Genomic DNA, 16,199 nt, shown 5'->3' with positions numbered 1-16,199 from the left:
AGGGCCCGGTCTTGATCCAGGCGACGCGGAACCGGCACCTATGCTGTGCTCATGACGGGGCTCACGACGGGACGCGCCACGACGGGAGGCACCACGGGCGGCACCACGGGCGGCACAGGGGAGCGCGGCCGGAGCCCCGAGCGGCGCAGGGACCTGCTCGACGCGGCCGACCGGGTGATCCGCAGGGAGGGCCCGCAGGCGTCGATGGCCGCGATCGCGGCGGAGGCGGGGATCACCAAGCCGATCCTCTACCGTCACTTCGGCGACAAGAGCGGCCTCTACCAGGCGCTCGCGGAACGCCACACGCGCGTCGTGATCGATCTGCTGCGCCCGGAGTTCGCCAGGGCCATGGCCGACCCCCGGGTTCGCGCCCGGGGCGCCATCGAGGCCTACCTGGAGACCATCTCGGCCAACCCCAACCTCTACCGCTTCCTGTTCCACCGGGCCAGCGCGGAGGACAGCCGCACCCGCACGCAGATGGCCGCCATCGTGCGCAGCGTCGGCGAGGAACTGGGCGCGGTGCTCGCGGAGGAGGGCGTCGCCGACCCGGTACGCGCCCGGGTGCTCGGCCACGCGTTCGTCGGGATGGTGCAGGCGATCGGCGACTGGTGGCTGGAGAACCCCGGGCTCGACCGCGACACGGTGGTGGACAGCCTTGCCGACGCGATCGCCGGGGCGCTCACGTCTTGACGCCGTCTCCCGCCGTGGCCCTAAATCAGGTCAGATAACACTCAAATCCGTTTAAGGGCCCCATAGGGGCCTTCGTTGCGCATGCCCGTGAAACATCGATGTCGCCCGGTCGGGTAATTTAGTTGCGCTAACTAACTGTCCGTCCGTCGCGCGCTGCGCGGAAACAGGCCGTGCGCTGTGCGGACCAAGAGGAGGGGAACCACTCCGTGGCCGTAGCGAACCAGTCCCTGGCGGGGGCGTCGCCGCAGTCGGCGCCGTCCTCGCGGTACAAATGGATCGCACTGTCCAACACCACCCTCGGCGTCCTGATGGTGACGATCAACCAGTCCATCGTGCTGATCGCCCTTCCGGACGTCTTCCGCGGCATCCACCTGAACCCGCTGGATCCCGGCAACACGGGCTACCTGCTGTGGATGATGATGGGCTTCATGGTCGTCACGGCCGTGCTGGTGGTGATGTTCGGCCGCCTGGGCGACATGTTCGGCCGGGTTCGCATGTACAACCTCGGGTTCGCGGTCTTCAGCCTGTGCTCGATCATGCTGTCGCTGACCTGGATGGACGGCGACGCCGGGGCGATGTGGCTGATCGGCTGGCGGATCGTGCAGGGCATCGGCGGCGCGCTGCTGTTCGCCAACTCCACCGCGATCCTGACCGACGCCTTCCCGGTGCGCCAGCGCGGCACCGCGCTCGGCATCAACTCGATCGCCGCCATCGCCGGCTCCTTCCTCGGCCTGGTCGTCGGCGGGGTCCTGGCCCCGGTCGACTGGAAGGCGATCTTCCTGGTCTCCGTGCCGTTCGGCGTCTTCGGCACGATCTGGGCGTACGTCAAGCTCAAGGACAACGGCGTGCGGCGCCGGGCGCGGATGGACTGGTGGGGCAACGCGACCTTCGCCGTCGGCCTCATCGCGCTGCTGGTCGGCATCACCTACGGCATCCAGCCGTACGGGACCGGCGTGATGGGCTGGGGCAACCCCTGGGTGATCGCCGCGCTCGGCGGGGGCGTCCTGCTGCTCGCGCTGTTCGCCTGGATCGAGACCAGGGTGGACGAGCCGCTGTTCCGGCTCACGCTGTTCCGCAACCGCGCGTTCCTCGCCGGCAACGTCGCCAGCCTGCTGACCGCCCTCGGACGCGGCGGCCTGCAGTTCATGCTGATCATCTGGCTGCAGGGCATCTGGCTGCCGCTGCACGGCTACAGCTTCGAGGAGACGCCCCTGTGGGCGGGCATCTACATGATCCCGCTGACCGTGGGCTTCCTGCTGTCGGCGCCGGTCTCCGGCTGGCTGTCGGACCGCTTCGGGCCGCGGATGTTCACGGTCGGCGGCGCCCTGGTCACCGCCGCGAGCTTCTACGCCCTGATGACCCTGCCGACGGACTTCGGCTACGGCGTCTTCGCGCTGCTCATCCTGATCAACGGCGTCGGGTCCGGCCTGTTCTCCTCGCCCAACCGAGCGGAGATCATGAACTCGGTCCCGGCGGAGTCCCGCGGCGTCGGCGCGGGCATGACCGCCACCTTCCAGAACTCCTCGATGGTCCTGTCCATCGGCGTGTTCTTCAGCCTGATGATCGCGGGCCTGTCGCAGTCGCTGCCGCACACGATGCACGACGAGCTGGTGGCCCAGGGCGTGCCCGCCGCGCAGGCCGAGGGCATCGCCCAGCTGCCGCCGATCGCCGTGCTGTTCGCGGCGTTCCTCGGATACAACCCGTTCCGGCAGCTCCTCGGCGGCATCCTGGACCGGCTGCCCGACGGCGGCGCCCATCTGACGAGCAAGGAGTTCTTCCCGCACCTCATCGCGGGCCCCTTCCACCAGGGCCTGGTCATCGCCTTCTGGTTCGCCGTGGCCGCGTGCCTGGTGGCCGCCCTGTCGTCGCTGCTGACCGACCGCGTCGGCCGCAGGCACCGCGCCGCCGCCCACGAGTCGCTCGGCTCCGAGCTCGCCGCGGTCTCCGGCGAGGCCGGCCTGGCCGGCAACGAGCTGGTCATCCCGGACGAGGAGTTCGACGCCCGGCGCGCCGCGCCGGACACGACCACGCCCTGACGGCTCCACAGCGTTCCCGCCCCGTCCTCAGGAGGGGGCGGGGTCGTGCCGGTCCTCGGCCGGCCGTCGCCCTGGCGCACCGGCAGGCGGGTTCCGCCCGCCACAGGCGCTCGTACTCCTCGCCCGTGGCGTCGACGGCGCGCACCTTGAGCACGGTGAGCCCGCCGGCGCCGCCCACCTCGATCTCGGCGACGGGGTCCTGAGGTTGAGCCACCAGGCGGGAGTGGCGTCGTCGCCTCCGTTCGAGGCGATCACGACGAAGCGCCGGCCGTCCCTGCCGTACCCGACCGGCCGGGTCCTGGGCAGGCCGGTCCCGCGGCCCCGGGTCGTGAGGAGCAGGACGGGGATGCCGCGCATGGTGGCGGGCCTGCGCCCGCCGGTCCTGCGGTAGGTGCGCACCTGCCAGTCGCAGATGCACTTGATCGCCAGGTTGAACAGGCGGGAGCGTCGTGCCATGTCCGCTCAGCTCCCGAAGACGATCCGCTGGCGGCGGCGGTGGCCGGGGCGGAGCAGTATCAGCAGCAGGCTGAGGATCGGCCCGGCGAGCTTGCGGATGTGCGCCATCTCGTCCGGGCTCGCGTACCGGTCGACCCAGGCGAGCTCGAAACGCGGGTCGCCGCCCCTGAGCGATTTCTCCATCTCCTTCCAGTCGGCCGCCGGCACGTACTTCTCGATGACCGGGAAGATCCTGCGCTCCTCCTCCTCGATGTGCTCGTCGATGAGCTCCGACAGCGTGCGCAGCGCGGTCGCCAGGTCGCGGACGCCCCGGCCGCTCGCGAAGGCACGTGCCGTCGCGCGGACCCGGTCGAGCAGGGGGTCGAGTTCGGAGTGGTCGTCGGAGAGGTCGGCGAGGTCCACGGCGGCGCCCGCCGGCCGTTCGATCACCGGCCAGACGACCTCGTCCTCCCTGCTGTGGTGGTGATGGATCGCCGCACAGACGTCCTCCGCGTAGCGGGCGATGGCGGCGGCGCGGGCGGAGTCCGCCCGCAGGCGTCCCGCGTCGAGGTTCTCGGCGAGCGCGTGGAGCCGGTGCAGGTCGCCGCGCATGGCGCGGTGGATGATGCGGATCCCGGTGAGGTCGGGCGTGTCCAAGGTGAGCCTCCATGATGTCCGAATCGGTCTCGGAACCACGGTGGCCCCGCCCGCTAAACGCCTGTTTGGCGGCCACTTGGCGGTGCTGTCCTCACGATTTCAGCGTGTCGAGCGCCCGCGTCGCCTCCTCACGCCAGTGCGGCGAGCCGAGCTGTCCGGCGACACCGGCGGCCGTGGCGTAGTGCTCCGCCGCGGCGGCGCGGTCGCCCAGGAACTCCGCCAGCCGCCCGAGCACGAGAGCGGCGGGGCCGAGCGTGATCGCCCCGGTGTTCAGGCCGGCCATCTCTCCCCGGAACGGGAGGAGAAGCCGGTAGCACTCCTCGGCCACCTCCCGGGCGCCGAGTGCCATCGCGGTGCCGGCGCGGAGCCCCACGTTGACGGTGTGATAGACCCATCGGGTCGGCCAGCGGTCGCCCGGCCAGGCGGACCTGGCCTCCTCAAGACGCCCGGCCGAGACCAGCGCGCTGACGTAGAACTCGTCGATCTCATCGGGGATGGCCTCGCGGGCGGCGGCGAGTTCGGCCACCGACTCGTGCGCACGGCCGCAGGCGAGGCGTACCGTGAACCGGGCCAGGCTCCCGAAGACCACGTCGTTCTGGCCCCCGCCTCTCCCATCCGGTCGGACAGCACCGTGTAGGCCGCCTCGGCCTGCTCGAACTCTCCCTTCACCAGGAGGCGAAGGGCGTCGAGGAACGCGATGATGGCCAGGACGAGGCCCAGCTGGCCGCTGGTGGAGTATTCCACCGCCCGCCCGGCGTGCCGCTCGGCCGCGGCCCAGTCGTTGCGCCCCAGCGCGACCATGCTCAGCGCGTGGTGGCCGAGGGTCTGGTAGCCGAGCAGCCCGCCCCGGGCGGAGATCTCCAGCAGCTCGTGCCCAAGCGCCTCCAGCTCGTCGCGGCGGCCGGGCACGAACGTCGCCCAGTAACGCGCCCCGAGCGCCAGGCACAGCACCGGGGGATCGCCGAGGCCGCGGGCGATCTCGACGGCCTCGGCGCTCGCGGCCTCGAGGAGCTCTTCGTCATGGCCGCCTATCTCGTAGGCCAGGGCGGCGAGCAGCCGGCAGCGCAGCTCGCCGGTCGCGACCGGCAGACAGGCACGGATGGCGTCCACGAGGTCCGGGTCGGCGGTGGGGTCGTTCTTCCAGATCATGGGCGCGTCGTTGGCGACCGCGGCGCGGGCGACGGCGAGGGGGTCGCCGAGCCGCCGCGCCACCGCCAGGGCACGCTTGCGCGTGGCCGTCGCCCGTACGAGATCGCCCGCGCTCGCCTGCGCGGAGACCAGGCGGCACAGCAGATCCAGCCGGAACTCGTCCGCGGGCTCGGTCGCGAGATCCAGGGCCTCGAGTGCGCCTTCGAGCAGGGTCGCCGCCTCCCTGTGGGCGTACACGCCGGACGCCTGCGCGGCCGCCCTCCGCGCGTACTCCGCTGCGGCGCGCGCCGTGGCCGCCGTGGCGGCGGCCAGCGCGTGGTAGCCGAGCGCGCCGACGTCGCCGGGGTGCACCCGCTCCAGCGCGGTGAGCACCCTCGCGTGCAGCCGCGTACGGCGCAGCCGGGGGATGCCCTCGTAAAGCGTTTCGCGGACCAGGACGTGCGTGAACCGGACGCGGCCGGGGGCCGGCTCGGTGAGCAGCCCGGCGAGCACCCCCGCCTCCAGGCCGTCGAGCACGGTCTCCTCGTCGGCGTCCTGGACGTCGACCAGCACGTCGACGTCGGCGTCCCTGCCCATGACGGCGGCGTTGCGCAGGGTCGTCTGAGCCGCCGCCGGGAGGCGGGCGATCCGCCTGCGGATGAGATCGCGGACCCCGGGCGGCAGCGAGTGCGCCGCCGACGCGCCCTCGGTCGCCAGCAACCGGGCGGTCTCGGCCACGAACAGCGGATTGCCTCCGGTGCGCTCGGCGATGGTCCGGGCCGTGCCGGCGTCCACCTCCATGCCGGACCGTTCCACCAGCAGGCGGCGGACGTCGTCCTCGCCGAGCCCGTGCAGGGTCACGTTCTCGGCCGTCTGCACGGCCAGGGCGGCCCCGGCCGCCGTCAGGTCGTCGCCCGCCTCGGACGGCCGGTGGGTCGGGACCACCAGGACCGGGGTGTCCGCCAGCCTGGCCGCCAGATGGCGGAGCAACTCGAGGGTCACGTCGTCGGCGCGGTGCACGTCCTCGAGTACGAGCAGCAGCGGCCCCGGCACGCTCTCCAGGTAGTCGCCCACCGCCTGGGCCAGCCAGAACTGGCCGGCGCCTGGGGAGTCCTCCCTCAGCAAGGGCGCGAGCCGCGCCTCCGTCGCGGGGTCCGGGGGATGGGCGGCGCACAGGGTCCGCAGGACCTCGCTCCACGCCCACGCGGGCGGCACCCCGCCGAGCGTCTCGGGGCAGCGGCCGACCGCGACCCGCCAGCCCTCGTCGCCGAGGCGGCGGAGCAGGGCGTCGGCCAGCGTGCTCTTGCCCGCGCCGGGATCCCCGCCGACCCAGGCCACACGGAACCCGTGCCCGGCTTCCTCGGCGGCGGAGACCAGGCGGGCGAGCTCCGCCGTACGGCCGATCATCCGGGGCGGCGGCGCGGCCGGTGACTGTGCGCCCCGTGGCTGTGTGGCCGGTGATTGGGCGGCCGGTGGTGGGGCGAGAGGCGCGGGCACCGTGACGGTCTTCGGCGCGTCGAGGGCCTCGCTGTGCGTGAGGATGCCGGCCTCGAGGGCCCGGAGGGCGGGGCCCGGGTCCATGCCCAGCTCTTCCGCGAGCCTGGCCCGGGTCCTGTGCAGCGCCGCCAGGGCGTCGGCCTGCCGTCCGGAGCGGTAGTAGGCGAGGGCCAGGAGCCGTACGGCGTCCTCGCGCAGCGGGTGGTCGGCGACGTGCCGCTCCAGCTCCGGCACGACCTCGGCATGCCGGGCGAGCGCGAGTTTCGCCTCCGCGCGATACTCGGCGGCCAGGACGCGCAGCTCCTCCAGCCGCGCCGCCTCCGGGATCGCCCAGTCCTCGTCGCCGAACTCGGCGAAGGCGTGTCCCTTCCACAGCGCCAGGGCCTCGTCGATCACGCGCAGCGCCCCTGGCGGATCTCCCTCGGCGAGGAGGGCCGACGCCGTGTTCATGAGCGTGGGGAAGCGCCACGCGTCGACGGCGTCGGCGTCGAGGTGCAGCACGTATCCGGGTGGGGCGGTCACCAGGATCTCCGCCGGGGTCCGCGGCGCGCGGCCCGGTTCGAGTAGGCGGCGCAGGTTGGAGACGTAGACCTGCAGCGCGCCCAGCGCCTTCGGCGGGGGCTGGCCCTGCCACAGGTCGTCGATGAACCGGTCGGTGGAGACCACGTGCCCGCCGGCGCAGACCAGCCGCGCCATCACCGCTCGCTGCAGTGGCGGCCCCAGATCGACCGGCCGCCCTCCGACCTCGGCCCGTAACTGGCCGAGAACCCATAAACGCACCATTTCGAGGAGAGCATAGGGACCGTTCCCCTGCCCGGCATAGATCCGCACTCGCCGATCGACTCGCGGCCTGCTCCGGCCCAGGACCGGGCGCGGCGGGGGGATATCCCTACGCCCGATCGGAGGGCCCTTCGGATTTCGCCCGGCGTGCGTCTCGACGAGCGTGAAAGAGAGCGGCACAACGCGAAGGAGGACATGACGCATGCGTGGCAGAACACGACTCGTGGCCGCCGGGCTCGCGACGGCGGCGATGACGGCCGGGCTCGTCCCGTCGCAGGCCCGGGCCGCGGGGGACCGGCCGGCGATCGAGTGAACGGCCTGCTCCGAGGACGGGTTCCCGGCGGGAACGCGGTGCGGCACGCTCGACGTGCCGCTTGATTGGGCGCATCCGAATGGGAGGACGACGACCCTGCGCCTCGCGCGGCTGCCGGCCACCGATCCCGCCCACCGGATCGGCAGCGTGCTGCACATCCCCGGCGGCCCCGGCAACAGCGGGATCGAGGACATCAAGCTGGCGGCGGGCGACCTGGCCGGGATCAGGGAGCGTTTCGACCTCGTCGCCTACGATCCGCGCAACACCGGGCTCGCCGCCAAGCTGCCCGAGTCCTGCGCACAGCCGGCGGTGCCGGCCCTGATCGAGCCCCGCGACCGGGCCGAGTACGACGCCCAGGCCGGGGCGATCGCCGCGGCCATCCGCAGGTGCCGCGCCGAGGACCGCAGCGGGCTGTACGGCAGGCTCGACTCGGTGTCGGTGGCCCGCGACATGGAGGCGATCCGCGTGGCCCTGGGCGAGCGGCGGCTCAGCTTCATGGCCGAGTCCGCCGGAGGGGTGCCGGCCGAGGCCTACCTCCGGCTGTTCCCGGAACACGTCCGCGCGATGTACCTCGACGGCGTGATCAACCAGCCCGCCGGCTGGGCGAACCAGCACCTGCTGGCCTACCGGGATCTGGAGCGGATGTTCGGCCGCTTCACCGCCTGGTGCGCGGAGACCGCCGCCTGCGCCCTGCACGGCGAGGACGCCGGGAAGGTCTGGCGCGACCTCACCGCACGGGCCGACAGGACGCCGATACCGGTCACCTCGGAGCAGTTCGGCCGGGGGAAGCTGACCGGCTCCTACCTGCGGTGGTTCGGGTTCGCCGCCGACCCCGGGCCCGGGAACTCCCGATGGCTGACCTTCGCGGAGGCGGTGGACAAGGCCCGGCACGGCGACGGCTCGGGTTTCACCGACGCCGCCCTGGGCAACGCCCGCGTCTGGACGATGCCCCTCATACTCGGCATGACATGCGCCGACGACCGGGGCTACGACGGCTACGAGGAGTACGTCAGGGTCCGCCGCGAGGCGCGCAGGATCTCCCCGAACCTCGGCGGCGCGATGTTCGACCAGCTCGGCTGCGCCGGGTGGCCGCTGCCGGTCGCGAACCCGTCCCGCCCCCTGCCGGCCCGCGGCCTGCCGCCGCTGCTCGGCGCGGGCGCCTGGGGCGACTTCGCCTGGACCGACAGCCTGGTCCGGCGGGTCCCCGGCTCGGCCACGGTTCAGTACGAGGGACCGGGCCACGTCCTCTATCTCTCCGGCAACCGGTGCGCGATCGGGCACGCCACGCGGTATCTCACGGACCTGACGCCGCCCCCGCCCGGCACCGTGTGCCTTCCCGGCGACTGACCGGGCTCCCCGGGCGCGGCCTCCGCACCGTCGTGGCGGAGACAACATGACCGCCATGCCGGGATTGTGCCACGATCATCGGGCGAGATTGAGTCCTCAGGCACAGAGCACTCCGCTCTCAGGCGCAGAGCACTCCGCTCTCAGGCGCAGAGCACTCCGCTCTCAGGCGCAGAGCGCCCCGGGCACGGCTTCGCGCAGGTGGGCGAGGCTCGCCGCGGCGGCGTCCATGGCCCGCCCGACCGGCCCGGCGAGCACGCCGTCCCGCTTGACGACCACGCCGTCGCAGACGACCGTGCGGACCAGCCCGATGTGGCGCAGCGCGGACTGCCAGGTGTGGCGGTGGGTGTCGACCAGTCCCGGCATCACCACGCAGCCCGAGGCGTCCACGACGTCCGCCCCCGGGGACGCCTCGGCGGCGGGGCCGACCGACACGATCACGCCGTCGCGGACGACGACGTCGGCCGGGCCGTCGGCACCGTCGGGTCCATGCTGAGCACGTGGCCGCCGGTGAGGATCAGGTCGTTGCTGAGAGGCATCCTTCGCTCCTTCGTTGTTCGAGGTGATGCCTCTTTGTCCCACCGCATGCTTGTGGCCGACTCCACGCGGCGCGCGCCGCCGCGTCAAGCCGGCCACAAGTCCGTACGGATCCCGATCAGGCGGTGGGCGCTGTGGTCTCCAGTTCGTGGACGCTCTGGTCGCCCTGGTCGGCGAAGTAGTCCTCCGGCCGGGTGCTGTCCGGGCCGTCGGCGCTCTTGAGCGCACGGGCCACGAAGGTCCCGAGCACGGCGACGACCAGGTTGACGATCAGCGCGAGGAACCCGGCGTACACCGTGATCTTGGTGTCGAACCCGAGCTGCGACAGCGGGAAGGCCGAGCCGCCGAAGTGGGCGTGGTTGGTGACCGGGTTGGCGATGTTGTACAGCAGCAGCATTCCGGCCGCCATGCCCGCGGCCCAGCCCGCGATCAGGCCGCCCCGGTGGAACCACCGGGTGTAGAGGCCGAGGCCCACCGACGGGAGCGTCTGCAGGATGATCACGCCGCCGATGAGCTGGAGGTCGATCGAGAACTGCGGGTCGATGAGCAGGATGACCAGCACCGCGCCGATCTTCACGACCAGCGACGCGATCTTGCTGACCGTGGCCTCCTGGGCGGCGGTGGCGTCCCGCTTGATGTACTCCCGGTAGATGTTGCGGGCGAACAGGTTGGCCGCCGCGATCGACATGATCGCGGCCGGCACCAGCGCGCCGATGCCGACGGCGGCGAAGGCGACCCCCGCGAACCAGTCGGGGAACACGCTGTCGAACAGCTGCGGCACGATCGTGTTGCTGTCCTTGCCGATCGGCTTGACCCCGGCCGCGATCGCCATGTAGCCGAGCAGCGCGATCAGGCCGAGCAGCAGGCTGTAGGCCGGCAGGGCCGACATGTTCCGCTTGATCACGTTGCGGTTCCGCGAGGCCAGGATGCCGGTGACGCTGTGCGGGTAGAGGAACAGCGCCAGCGCCGAGCCGAACGCGAGCGTGACGTACTGGAGCTGGTTGTTGGCGTTCAGCGTGATGCCGTCGCCGGGTGCGGGGGTCGCGTCGAACTTCGCCTTCGCGGCGTCGATGATCGACCCCCAGCCGCCGAGCTTGGCCGGGATGTAGATGATCGCGACCAGGATCACCAGGTAGATCAGCGAGTCCTTGACGAACGCGATCAGCGCCGGGGCGCGCAGCCCCGACTGGTAGGTGTAGGCCGCGAGGATCGCGAACGCGATGATCAGCGGCAGGTCGCCCGTCAGCCCCATCGTCTTCAGCACCGCCTCGATGCCGACGAGCTGCAGCGCGATGTACGGCATGGTCGCGACGATGCCGGTGATCGCGACGAGCAGCGCCAGCGTGGGGGAGCCGAAGCGCACGCGGACGAAGTCGGCCGGCGTGACGAGGTTGTGCACGTGCGAGACCGACCACAGCCGGACCAGCACGAGCATCACCATCGGGTAGACGACCACCGTGTACGGCACGGCGTAGAAGCCCATGGCGCCGGCGCCGAAGATCAGGGCGGGCACGGCCACGAACGTGTAGGCCGTGTAGAGGTCGCCGCCCACCAGGAACCAGGTGATCCAGGAGCCGAAGCTGCGCCCGCCGAGGCCCCACTCGTCGAGGGTGGCGAGGTCGCCGGGACGGCGCCAGCGGGCGGCCACGAATCCCAGGCCGCTGACGAGCAGGAACAGGAGCGTGAAGATGACGATCTCGGTGGTCTTCACCGGCTCCTCCTCGTCGCGCGGTAGACGAGGGTGGTCGAGGTGACGCCGAGGATGATGAAGGCGAGCTGCAGCCAGTAGAACATCGGAATGCCGAACAGTCGCGGTTCGTCGGCGTTGAACAGGGGCGGGATGAGCGGGATCGCGATCGGCAGCAGGAGCAGCCAGTTCAGCGGGCTCCGGTCGGGGTTTCGGCCGCGGTCGGCGCGGGGGGTCGTCACACGTTCTCCAATCGGACACGGACCAGGCGTGCCCGGCAGATCCGCGTGACGGGGCCGTCGCGCGGACCAGCGGGACGGTTACTCGGCGGCAGCGTAAGGACCCACGGGTAACAGGGAGATCACCGATCGCCGAACGGTCGTGTTGGCGCGCCCAGCGACGATCGGCGGTTGATGCGGCGACGAGGCCGAAGGTCTCCAGGGAGGGTATGCCGTTCCAAACGGGATATCTCGGATATCGTCGAGATCATCGCGCTTATGGGCACCGAGAAGAAGTAGGGGTGGCGGTGTGACGGCGCTCGAAGGCGTCTTCCTGGTCTTCGGCCTGGCCTGCCTGACAGGCTGCGTGCTGAGCGTCAGCCGGGCGCTGGTCGTGATCCGGCTGGTGTTGCGTGGTGAGCGGACCCAGGGGTGGTGCGCGCGGCGCACCTACCACCGGGACGGCAGGAGCTACAGCCACCCTGAGTTCACCTTCGCCTTCCGCACCCCTGACGGCGAGTCGGTCGAGTTCAAGGACCGGCCGGGCGCCTTCGGGTACGAGGAAGGCGCGTCGGTCCGGGTCTGCTACGACCCCGCGCGCCCGCACAAGCGGGCCACCATCGCGGGCCCCGACACATGGGGGCCGGTGTACGTACGGCTCCTGTTCTGCGTGCCGTTGGGCCTCCTGTCGTTCGTGCCCTTGTACGGCCTGGCCCTGCACTGGGGCCTTTTCAGGGGGTACTGAGGGTCCCGCGGGCGGCGTCCGGCTGGAGTCGTGTCAGGGCAGCGTGGGGAGGATCACGGCGGAGGGATGCCGGGGGTCGTGCAGGATCTCCTGGTCGGAGGCGACCATCGGGGTGCCCGCCGTCAGCGGTGCGCCGGTGCCCGGATTGCGAGCGATGCGCGGGTAGGCCCCGCTCGCCACCTGCACGCGGACGCGGTGGCCGCGGCGGAACCTGTGGCCCATCGGCCACAGGTCGATCTCCACCCGGCGCACGCCGTCCTCGTCGCCGCGGTCCGCCGGGGTCAGGCGGCGCACGCCCTCGCAGACGTTCATCGACGTGCCGTCGGGATGCACGTCGCACACCCGTACGACGAAGTCGGTGTGCTCCCTGCCGGTGCGCACGAACAGCTCGGCGCTCACCGGGCCGATCATGTCGGTGTCCCGGTCGAGGGCGTCCGAGGTGTAGACGAGCACGTCGCGCCGGGCCTCCAGGCGCCGGTTGTCCCTCGGTTCGGAGTTGCCGATCAGCACCGGCCCGCCGAGCACCGGCGTGGGATGCGCGGGGTCGTACCGGTAGCGGTCCGGCTCGCCGCCCGCCGGGTTGTCCCGCGACAGGGCGAGGCCCGGCTGCAGGTGCCAGCGCTCGCGCCGCATCCCGGGCGGCGGCCAGTCGGGCTCGTCCCGCCACTCGCCCGCGCCGGTGATGTACAGCCGGACGGGGGAGGGGCGCAGCCCCGACGGGTCGCCGAGCAGGTGGGCGCGGAACCACGCCAGGGCGTCGGCGTTGGCGGCCCGCCCGTGGCGGATGTCGGCGTGATACCACGGCCCGATCGTCAGGTAGGGCTGCCGCCCCGCCGCCCGCAGCGCCGCGTAGTCCTTGAGCTGCCACGGCAGGAACACGTCGTACCAGCCGCCGGTCATCGTGATCTCCGCGCCGACCTGCCCCACCGACGCGGAGAAGTCCCTCTTGTCCCAGTACGTGCAGAGGGCCTCGCCGTGGTGGGCCAGCAGTTCCTGGAAGAACGGCAGCTGCCTGCCCGCCGACAGCAGGTCGAGCTCGGACAGCGGGCGGCCCGACAGCACGGCCCGCCGCGTGCGCCGGGGCGCGGTGAACGCGGCCACGCCGCCCAGCCTGCCCTCCAGGTGCGCGGTGAGCGTCGTCCAGATCAGCGTCGACTCCAGCGCGAACGACCCCCCGACGTACGCCGCGTCCCGGAAGCACGAGGCGGTCACCTGGATGGCCATCGCCCGCAGGTCGGGGGTCTCCGCCGCGATCGCCCACTGCGTGTAGCCGAGGTAGGAGGGCCCGTGCATGGCGAAGCTGCCGCCATACCACGACTGCGCCCGCATCCACTCGACCGTCGCCAGGCCGTCCTCCTGCTCGTGGACCAGGGGATCGAGCCGTCCGCCGGAGCCGAAGCCGCCCCGGCAGCTCTGCAGCAGCACCTGGAACCCGTGCCGGGCGAAGGTCCAGCCGTACATCCAGCCGACCACCCCGCCCCTGCCGTACGGCGTGCGGATCAGGATCGTCGGCGCCCGGTCGGCGCCGACGGGGGCGTAGTGATCGGCCAGGAGGGTCACGCCGTCGGCCATCGGCACGGGCATGTCGCGGCGGACCCGGACTCGGTGGCCTTGAGAGCCACCCGGTCCGACTGGGTGGCGGTGATGCACCGGCACGCGGACCATGCCCCCTCCTTCCCCGGCCTCGGGCCGATCGCCCGCGCCGAGAGTGAGGTTTCCCGACCAGTAACAGAATATCTATCCGCTGTTCGCCGTTCCAGTCGTGCCGCGTTGCATGATCGCGGTTCCCGCCGCTACCCTTGGCGCATGCGAACTCATGCACCCTCCCAGTGGTGGCGCCGCTAGCAGGCGGCGTTTTCGCATTCGCGTCGAATCGACTGGCCGCCCCGTGAGTGGCGGCCTTCTGTATGTCCGCCCCAGGGGCATACGAAAAAAGGGGCGTGGACAGTGGAGATCAGCGGATATACCACGGCCGGCGGCATCGCGGTCGAGCGCCGGGTGCGCGAGGTGTCCGAGGAGGCGCTGGAGGAGATCGTCACGTCGCTGGGGGAGCGGCGCGGCGGGGCCTTCTCGTCCGGCATGGACTACCCGGGCCGTTACAGCAGGTGGGCGTTCGGCTACGTCGATCCCTGCCTGGAGATCGTGGCGCGGGGACGGCGCATCTCCGCCCGCGCGCTCAACGAGCGGGGCCAGGTCGTGCTGCCCGTCGTCGCCTCCTGCCTGCTGGCGGCCGGCAAGCCGGTGTCCGAGCCGGCCCACGGCTACGTCGAGGTGCACGTCCCCGAGTCCGAGGACCTGCTGCCCGAGGAGATGCGCAGCCGCAGGCCCACCGTCTTCACCGCGATCCGCGAGATCATCGCGGCCTTCCGGTCCGACGACCCGCACCTCGGCCTGTACGGCGCCTTCGGCTACGACCTGGCCTTCCAGTTCGAGCCGATCCGCTACCGCCTGACCCGCCCCGGCGACCAGCGTGACCTGGTGCTGCACCTGCCCGACCGGCTCGTCGTGATCGACCGGGTCCGCGAGACCAGCATCGAGCACTGTTACGAGTTCACCGTGGACGGCGTCTCCACCAGCGGCCTGGAGCGCTCCGGAGAGACGATCCCCGCGGTCGCGCCCCGCGAGATCCCGCCGAACCCGGTGCGGGGGACCTACGCCGAGGTCGTCGCCAAGGCCAAGGAGAAGTTCCAGCGCGGCGACCTGTTCGAGGTCGTCCCCGGCCAGGTCTTCCACGGCGCCTGCGCCGACCCCTCCGCCTTCTACCGCTCGCTGCGCACCGAGAACCCCGCGCCGTACGAGTTCCTGCTCAACCTCGGCGACGGCGAGCATCTGGTCGGCGCCTCGCCGGAGATGTACGTCCGGGTGGCCGGCGACCGGGTCGAGACCTGCCCGATCTCCGGCACCATCGCCCGCGGGGCCAACCCGGTCGAGGACGCCGAGGCGATCCGCACGCTCCTGTCCAGCGTGAAGGAGGAGTCGGAGCTGACCATGTGCACGGACGTGGACCGCAACGACAAGTCGCGGATCTGCGTCCCGGGCAGCGTGCGGGTGATCGGCCGCCGCCAGATCGAGATGTACTCCCGGCTGATCCACACCGTCGACCACATCGAGGGCCGCCTGCGCCCCGAGTTCGACGCCCTCGACGCGTTCCTCACCCACATGTGGGCCGTCACCGTCACCGGCGCCCCCAAGGCGTGGGCCATGCAGTTCATCGAGGACCACGAGGAGACCACCCGGCGCTGGTACGGCGGCGCCGTCGGCTTCATCGGCTTCGACGGCTCCATGAACACCGGCCTGACTCTGCGCACCGCGCAGATCCGCGACGGCGTCGCCACCGTGCGCGCCGGGGCCACGCTGCTGTACGACTCCGACCCCGAGTCCGAGGAGCGGGAGACCGAGCTCAAGGCCAGCGCCCTCCTCGGCGCGCTCGCCGCGTCCGCCCGCCCCCGGGAGGAGGCGCGGGCGGAGCCCCGGGCCGACCTGCCGGGCGAGGGCCACCGCGTGCTGCTCGTGGACCACGAGGATTCCTTCGTCAACACGCTCGCCGACTACTTCCGGCAGCAGGGCGCGTCGGTGGTTACGCTGCGCCACGGCTTCCCGCTGGAGAAGCTGGACGAGATCGCGCCCACGCTCGTCGTGCTGTCGCCCGGCCCCGGCTGGCCGTCCGACTTCGGCTGCTCGGCGCTGGTCGAGGCGCTGTACGCCCGGAGGCTGCCGGTGTTCGGGGTGTGCCTGGGCCTGCAGGCCATGGTCGAGCAGGCGGGCGGCACGCTCGAACTGCTGCCCTACCCGGAGCACGGCAAGCGCGGCCGGGTCCGCCGCGAGGGCGACAGCGCGTTGCTCGACGGGCTGCCCGGCGAGTTCGTCGCGGCCCGCTACCACTCGGTGCACGCCAAGGAGCAGGGAGTCAAGGGCTTCCGGGTCACCGCGTACACGCCGGACGGCGCGGCCATGGCGATCGAGGACGCCGAGAACCTGCGCTTCGGCGTCCAGTTCCACCCCGAGTCGATCCTGACCACGCAGGGCGGAGCCGGGGCGCGGATCATCGCCAACGTCCTGCGGCTTTGCGCACGTCATGGCTGAGTAAAGAGGCCGTCCAAGGCGGCGCCGGCACGGTGGGGGAGCCGTAGAG

The 16,199-nt window shown here is 72.1% G+C and carries 13 protein-coding genes; 5 read left to right on the top strand and 8 right to left on the bottom strand.

The genetic code is table 11. The features are described 5' to 3' along the window. Window positions 1-51 precede the first annotated feature (51 nt). Window positions 52-690, top strand: a complete 639-nt coding sequence (locus ACQEVJ_RS23735) for a TetR family transcriptional regulator (protein WP_433104465.1) — start codon at window positions 52-54, stop codon at window positions 688-690. Between the two features lie 206 nt (window positions 691-896). Continuing rightward, window positions 897-2,726: an MFS transporter gene (locus ACQEVJ_RS23730; protein ID WP_433104463.1), complete on the top strand. Its 1,830-nt coding sequence runs from the start codon at window positions 897-899 to the stop codon at window positions 2,724-2,726. Window positions 2,727-2,753: 27 nt separating this feature from the next. Here ACQEVJ_RS23730 and ACQEVJ_RS23725 read toward each other — a convergent pair whose 3' ends face one another. The 4 genes from ACQEVJ_RS23725 to ACQEVJ_RS23710 all read right to left on the bottom strand — a co-directional run bounded on the left by ACQEVJ_RS23725 (window position 2,754) and on the right by ACQEVJ_RS23710 (window position 7,226). After that, entirely contained in the window at window positions 2,754-3,182 is a 429-nt protein-coding gene (locus tag ACQEVJ_RS23725) for a nitroreductase/quinone reductase family protein (protein WP_433104461.1), read from the bottom strand. A gap of 6 nt (window positions 3,183-3,188) precedes the next feature. Then, window positions 3,189-3,818 (bottom strand): hemerythrin domain-containing protein, encoded by a 630-nt coding sequence (locus ACQEVJ_RS23720; RefSeq protein ID WP_433104459.1) that lies wholly within the window; start codon window positions 3,816-3,818, stop codon window positions 3,189-3,191. A gap of 91 nt (window positions 3,819-3,909) precedes the next feature. Then, window positions 3,910-4,101, bottom strand: coding sequence for a hypothetical protein (locus ACQEVJ_RS23715; RefSeq protein ID WP_433104457.1), 192 nt, complete (start codon window positions 4,099-4,101; stop codon window positions 3,910-3,912). Then, on the bottom strand, window positions 4,089-7,226 hold the full coding sequence (locus ACQEVJ_RS23710; protein ID WP_433104455.1) for a BTAD domain-containing putative transcriptional regulator: 3,138 nt from the start codon (window positions 7,224-7,226) through the stop codon (window positions 4,089-4,091). Before ACQEVJ_RS23710 ends, ACQEVJ_RS23715 begins: the two co-directional genes overlap by 13 nt. Before the next feature lie 364 nt (window positions 7,227-7,590). Here ACQEVJ_RS23710 and ACQEVJ_RS23705 point away from each other — a divergent pair, with 364 nt between their 5' ends. Continuing rightward, the gene (locus ACQEVJ_RS23705; protein ID WP_433104453.1) at window positions 7,591-8,883 is read left to right on the top strand and encodes an alpha/beta fold hydrolase; all 1,293 of its coding nucleotides are present in this window, start codon (window positions 7,591-7,593) and stop codon (window positions 8,881-8,883) included. Between the two features lie 162 nt (window positions 8,884-9,045). Here the strand turns inward: ACQEVJ_RS23705 and ACQEVJ_RS23700 are convergent, their stop codons facing one another. The 3 genes from ACQEVJ_RS23700 to ACQEVJ_RS23690 form a co-directional block, all read right to left on the bottom strand. Further along, complete coding sequence (locus tag ACQEVJ_RS23700; RefSeq protein ID WP_433104451.1) at window positions 9,046-9,315, bottom strand: hypothetical protein; 270 nt, start codon at window positions 9,313-9,315, stop codon at window positions 9,046-9,048. 220 nt (window positions 9,316-9,535) lie between these two features. After that, the gene (gene mctP, locus ACQEVJ_RS23695) at window positions 9,536-11,128 is read right to left on the bottom strand and encodes a monocarboxylate uptake permease MctP (protein ID WP_433104449.1); all 1,593 of its coding nucleotides are present in this window, start codon (window positions 11,126-11,128) and stop codon (window positions 9,536-9,538) included. After that, window positions 11,125-11,346 carry a DUF3311 domain-containing protein gene (locus tag ACQEVJ_RS23690; protein WP_363399532.1) on the bottom strand — a complete coding sequence of 74 codons (222 nt, stop codon included), beginning with the start codon at window positions 11,344-11,346 and terminating at the stop codon, window positions 11,125-11,127. The genes mctP and ACQEVJ_RS23690 overlap by 4 nt, the downstream gene beginning before the upstream one ends. A 286-nt stretch (window positions 11,347-11,632) precedes the next feature. Here ACQEVJ_RS23690 and ACQEVJ_RS23685 point away from each other — a divergent pair, with 286 nt between their 5' ends. Continuing rightward, on the top strand, window positions 11,633-12,067 hold the full coding sequence (locus ACQEVJ_RS23685) for a DUF3592 domain-containing protein (protein WP_433104447.1): 435 nt from the start codon (window positions 11,633-11,635) through the stop codon (window positions 12,065-12,067). A gap of 33 nt (window positions 12,068-12,100) precedes the next feature. On the opposite strand, the gene ACQEVJ_RS23680 is transcribed toward ACQEVJ_RS23685, so the two are convergent. Beyond that, window positions 12,101-13,651 carry a CocE/NonD family hydrolase gene (locus ACQEVJ_RS23680; RefSeq protein WP_433104445.1) on the bottom strand — a complete coding sequence of 517 codons (1,551 nt, stop codon included), beginning with the start codon at window positions 13,649-13,651 and terminating at the stop codon, window positions 12,101-12,103. A 363-nt stretch (window positions 13,652-14,014) separates the two neighbouring features. On the opposite strand from ACQEVJ_RS23680, the gene ACQEVJ_RS23675 reads away from it, so the two are divergent. Continuing rightward, the gene (locus ACQEVJ_RS23675; RefSeq protein WP_433104443.1) at window positions 14,015-16,150 is read left to right on the top strand and encodes an anthranilate synthase component I; all 2,136 of its coding nucleotides are present in this window, start codon (window positions 14,015-14,017) and stop codon (window positions 16,148-16,150) included. Window positions 16,151-16,199: the final 49 nt, after the last annotated feature.

This window comes from Microbispora sp. CA-102843 (assembly GCF_050936215.1).
In the GTDB taxonomy this organism is placed as follows: Bacteria; Actinomycetota; Actinomycetes; order Streptosporangiales; family Streptosporangiaceae; genus Microbispora.
The sequence above is the reverse complement of the archived record's forward strand: the minus strand, read 5'-3'. Positions and strand labels throughout refer to the sequence as shown.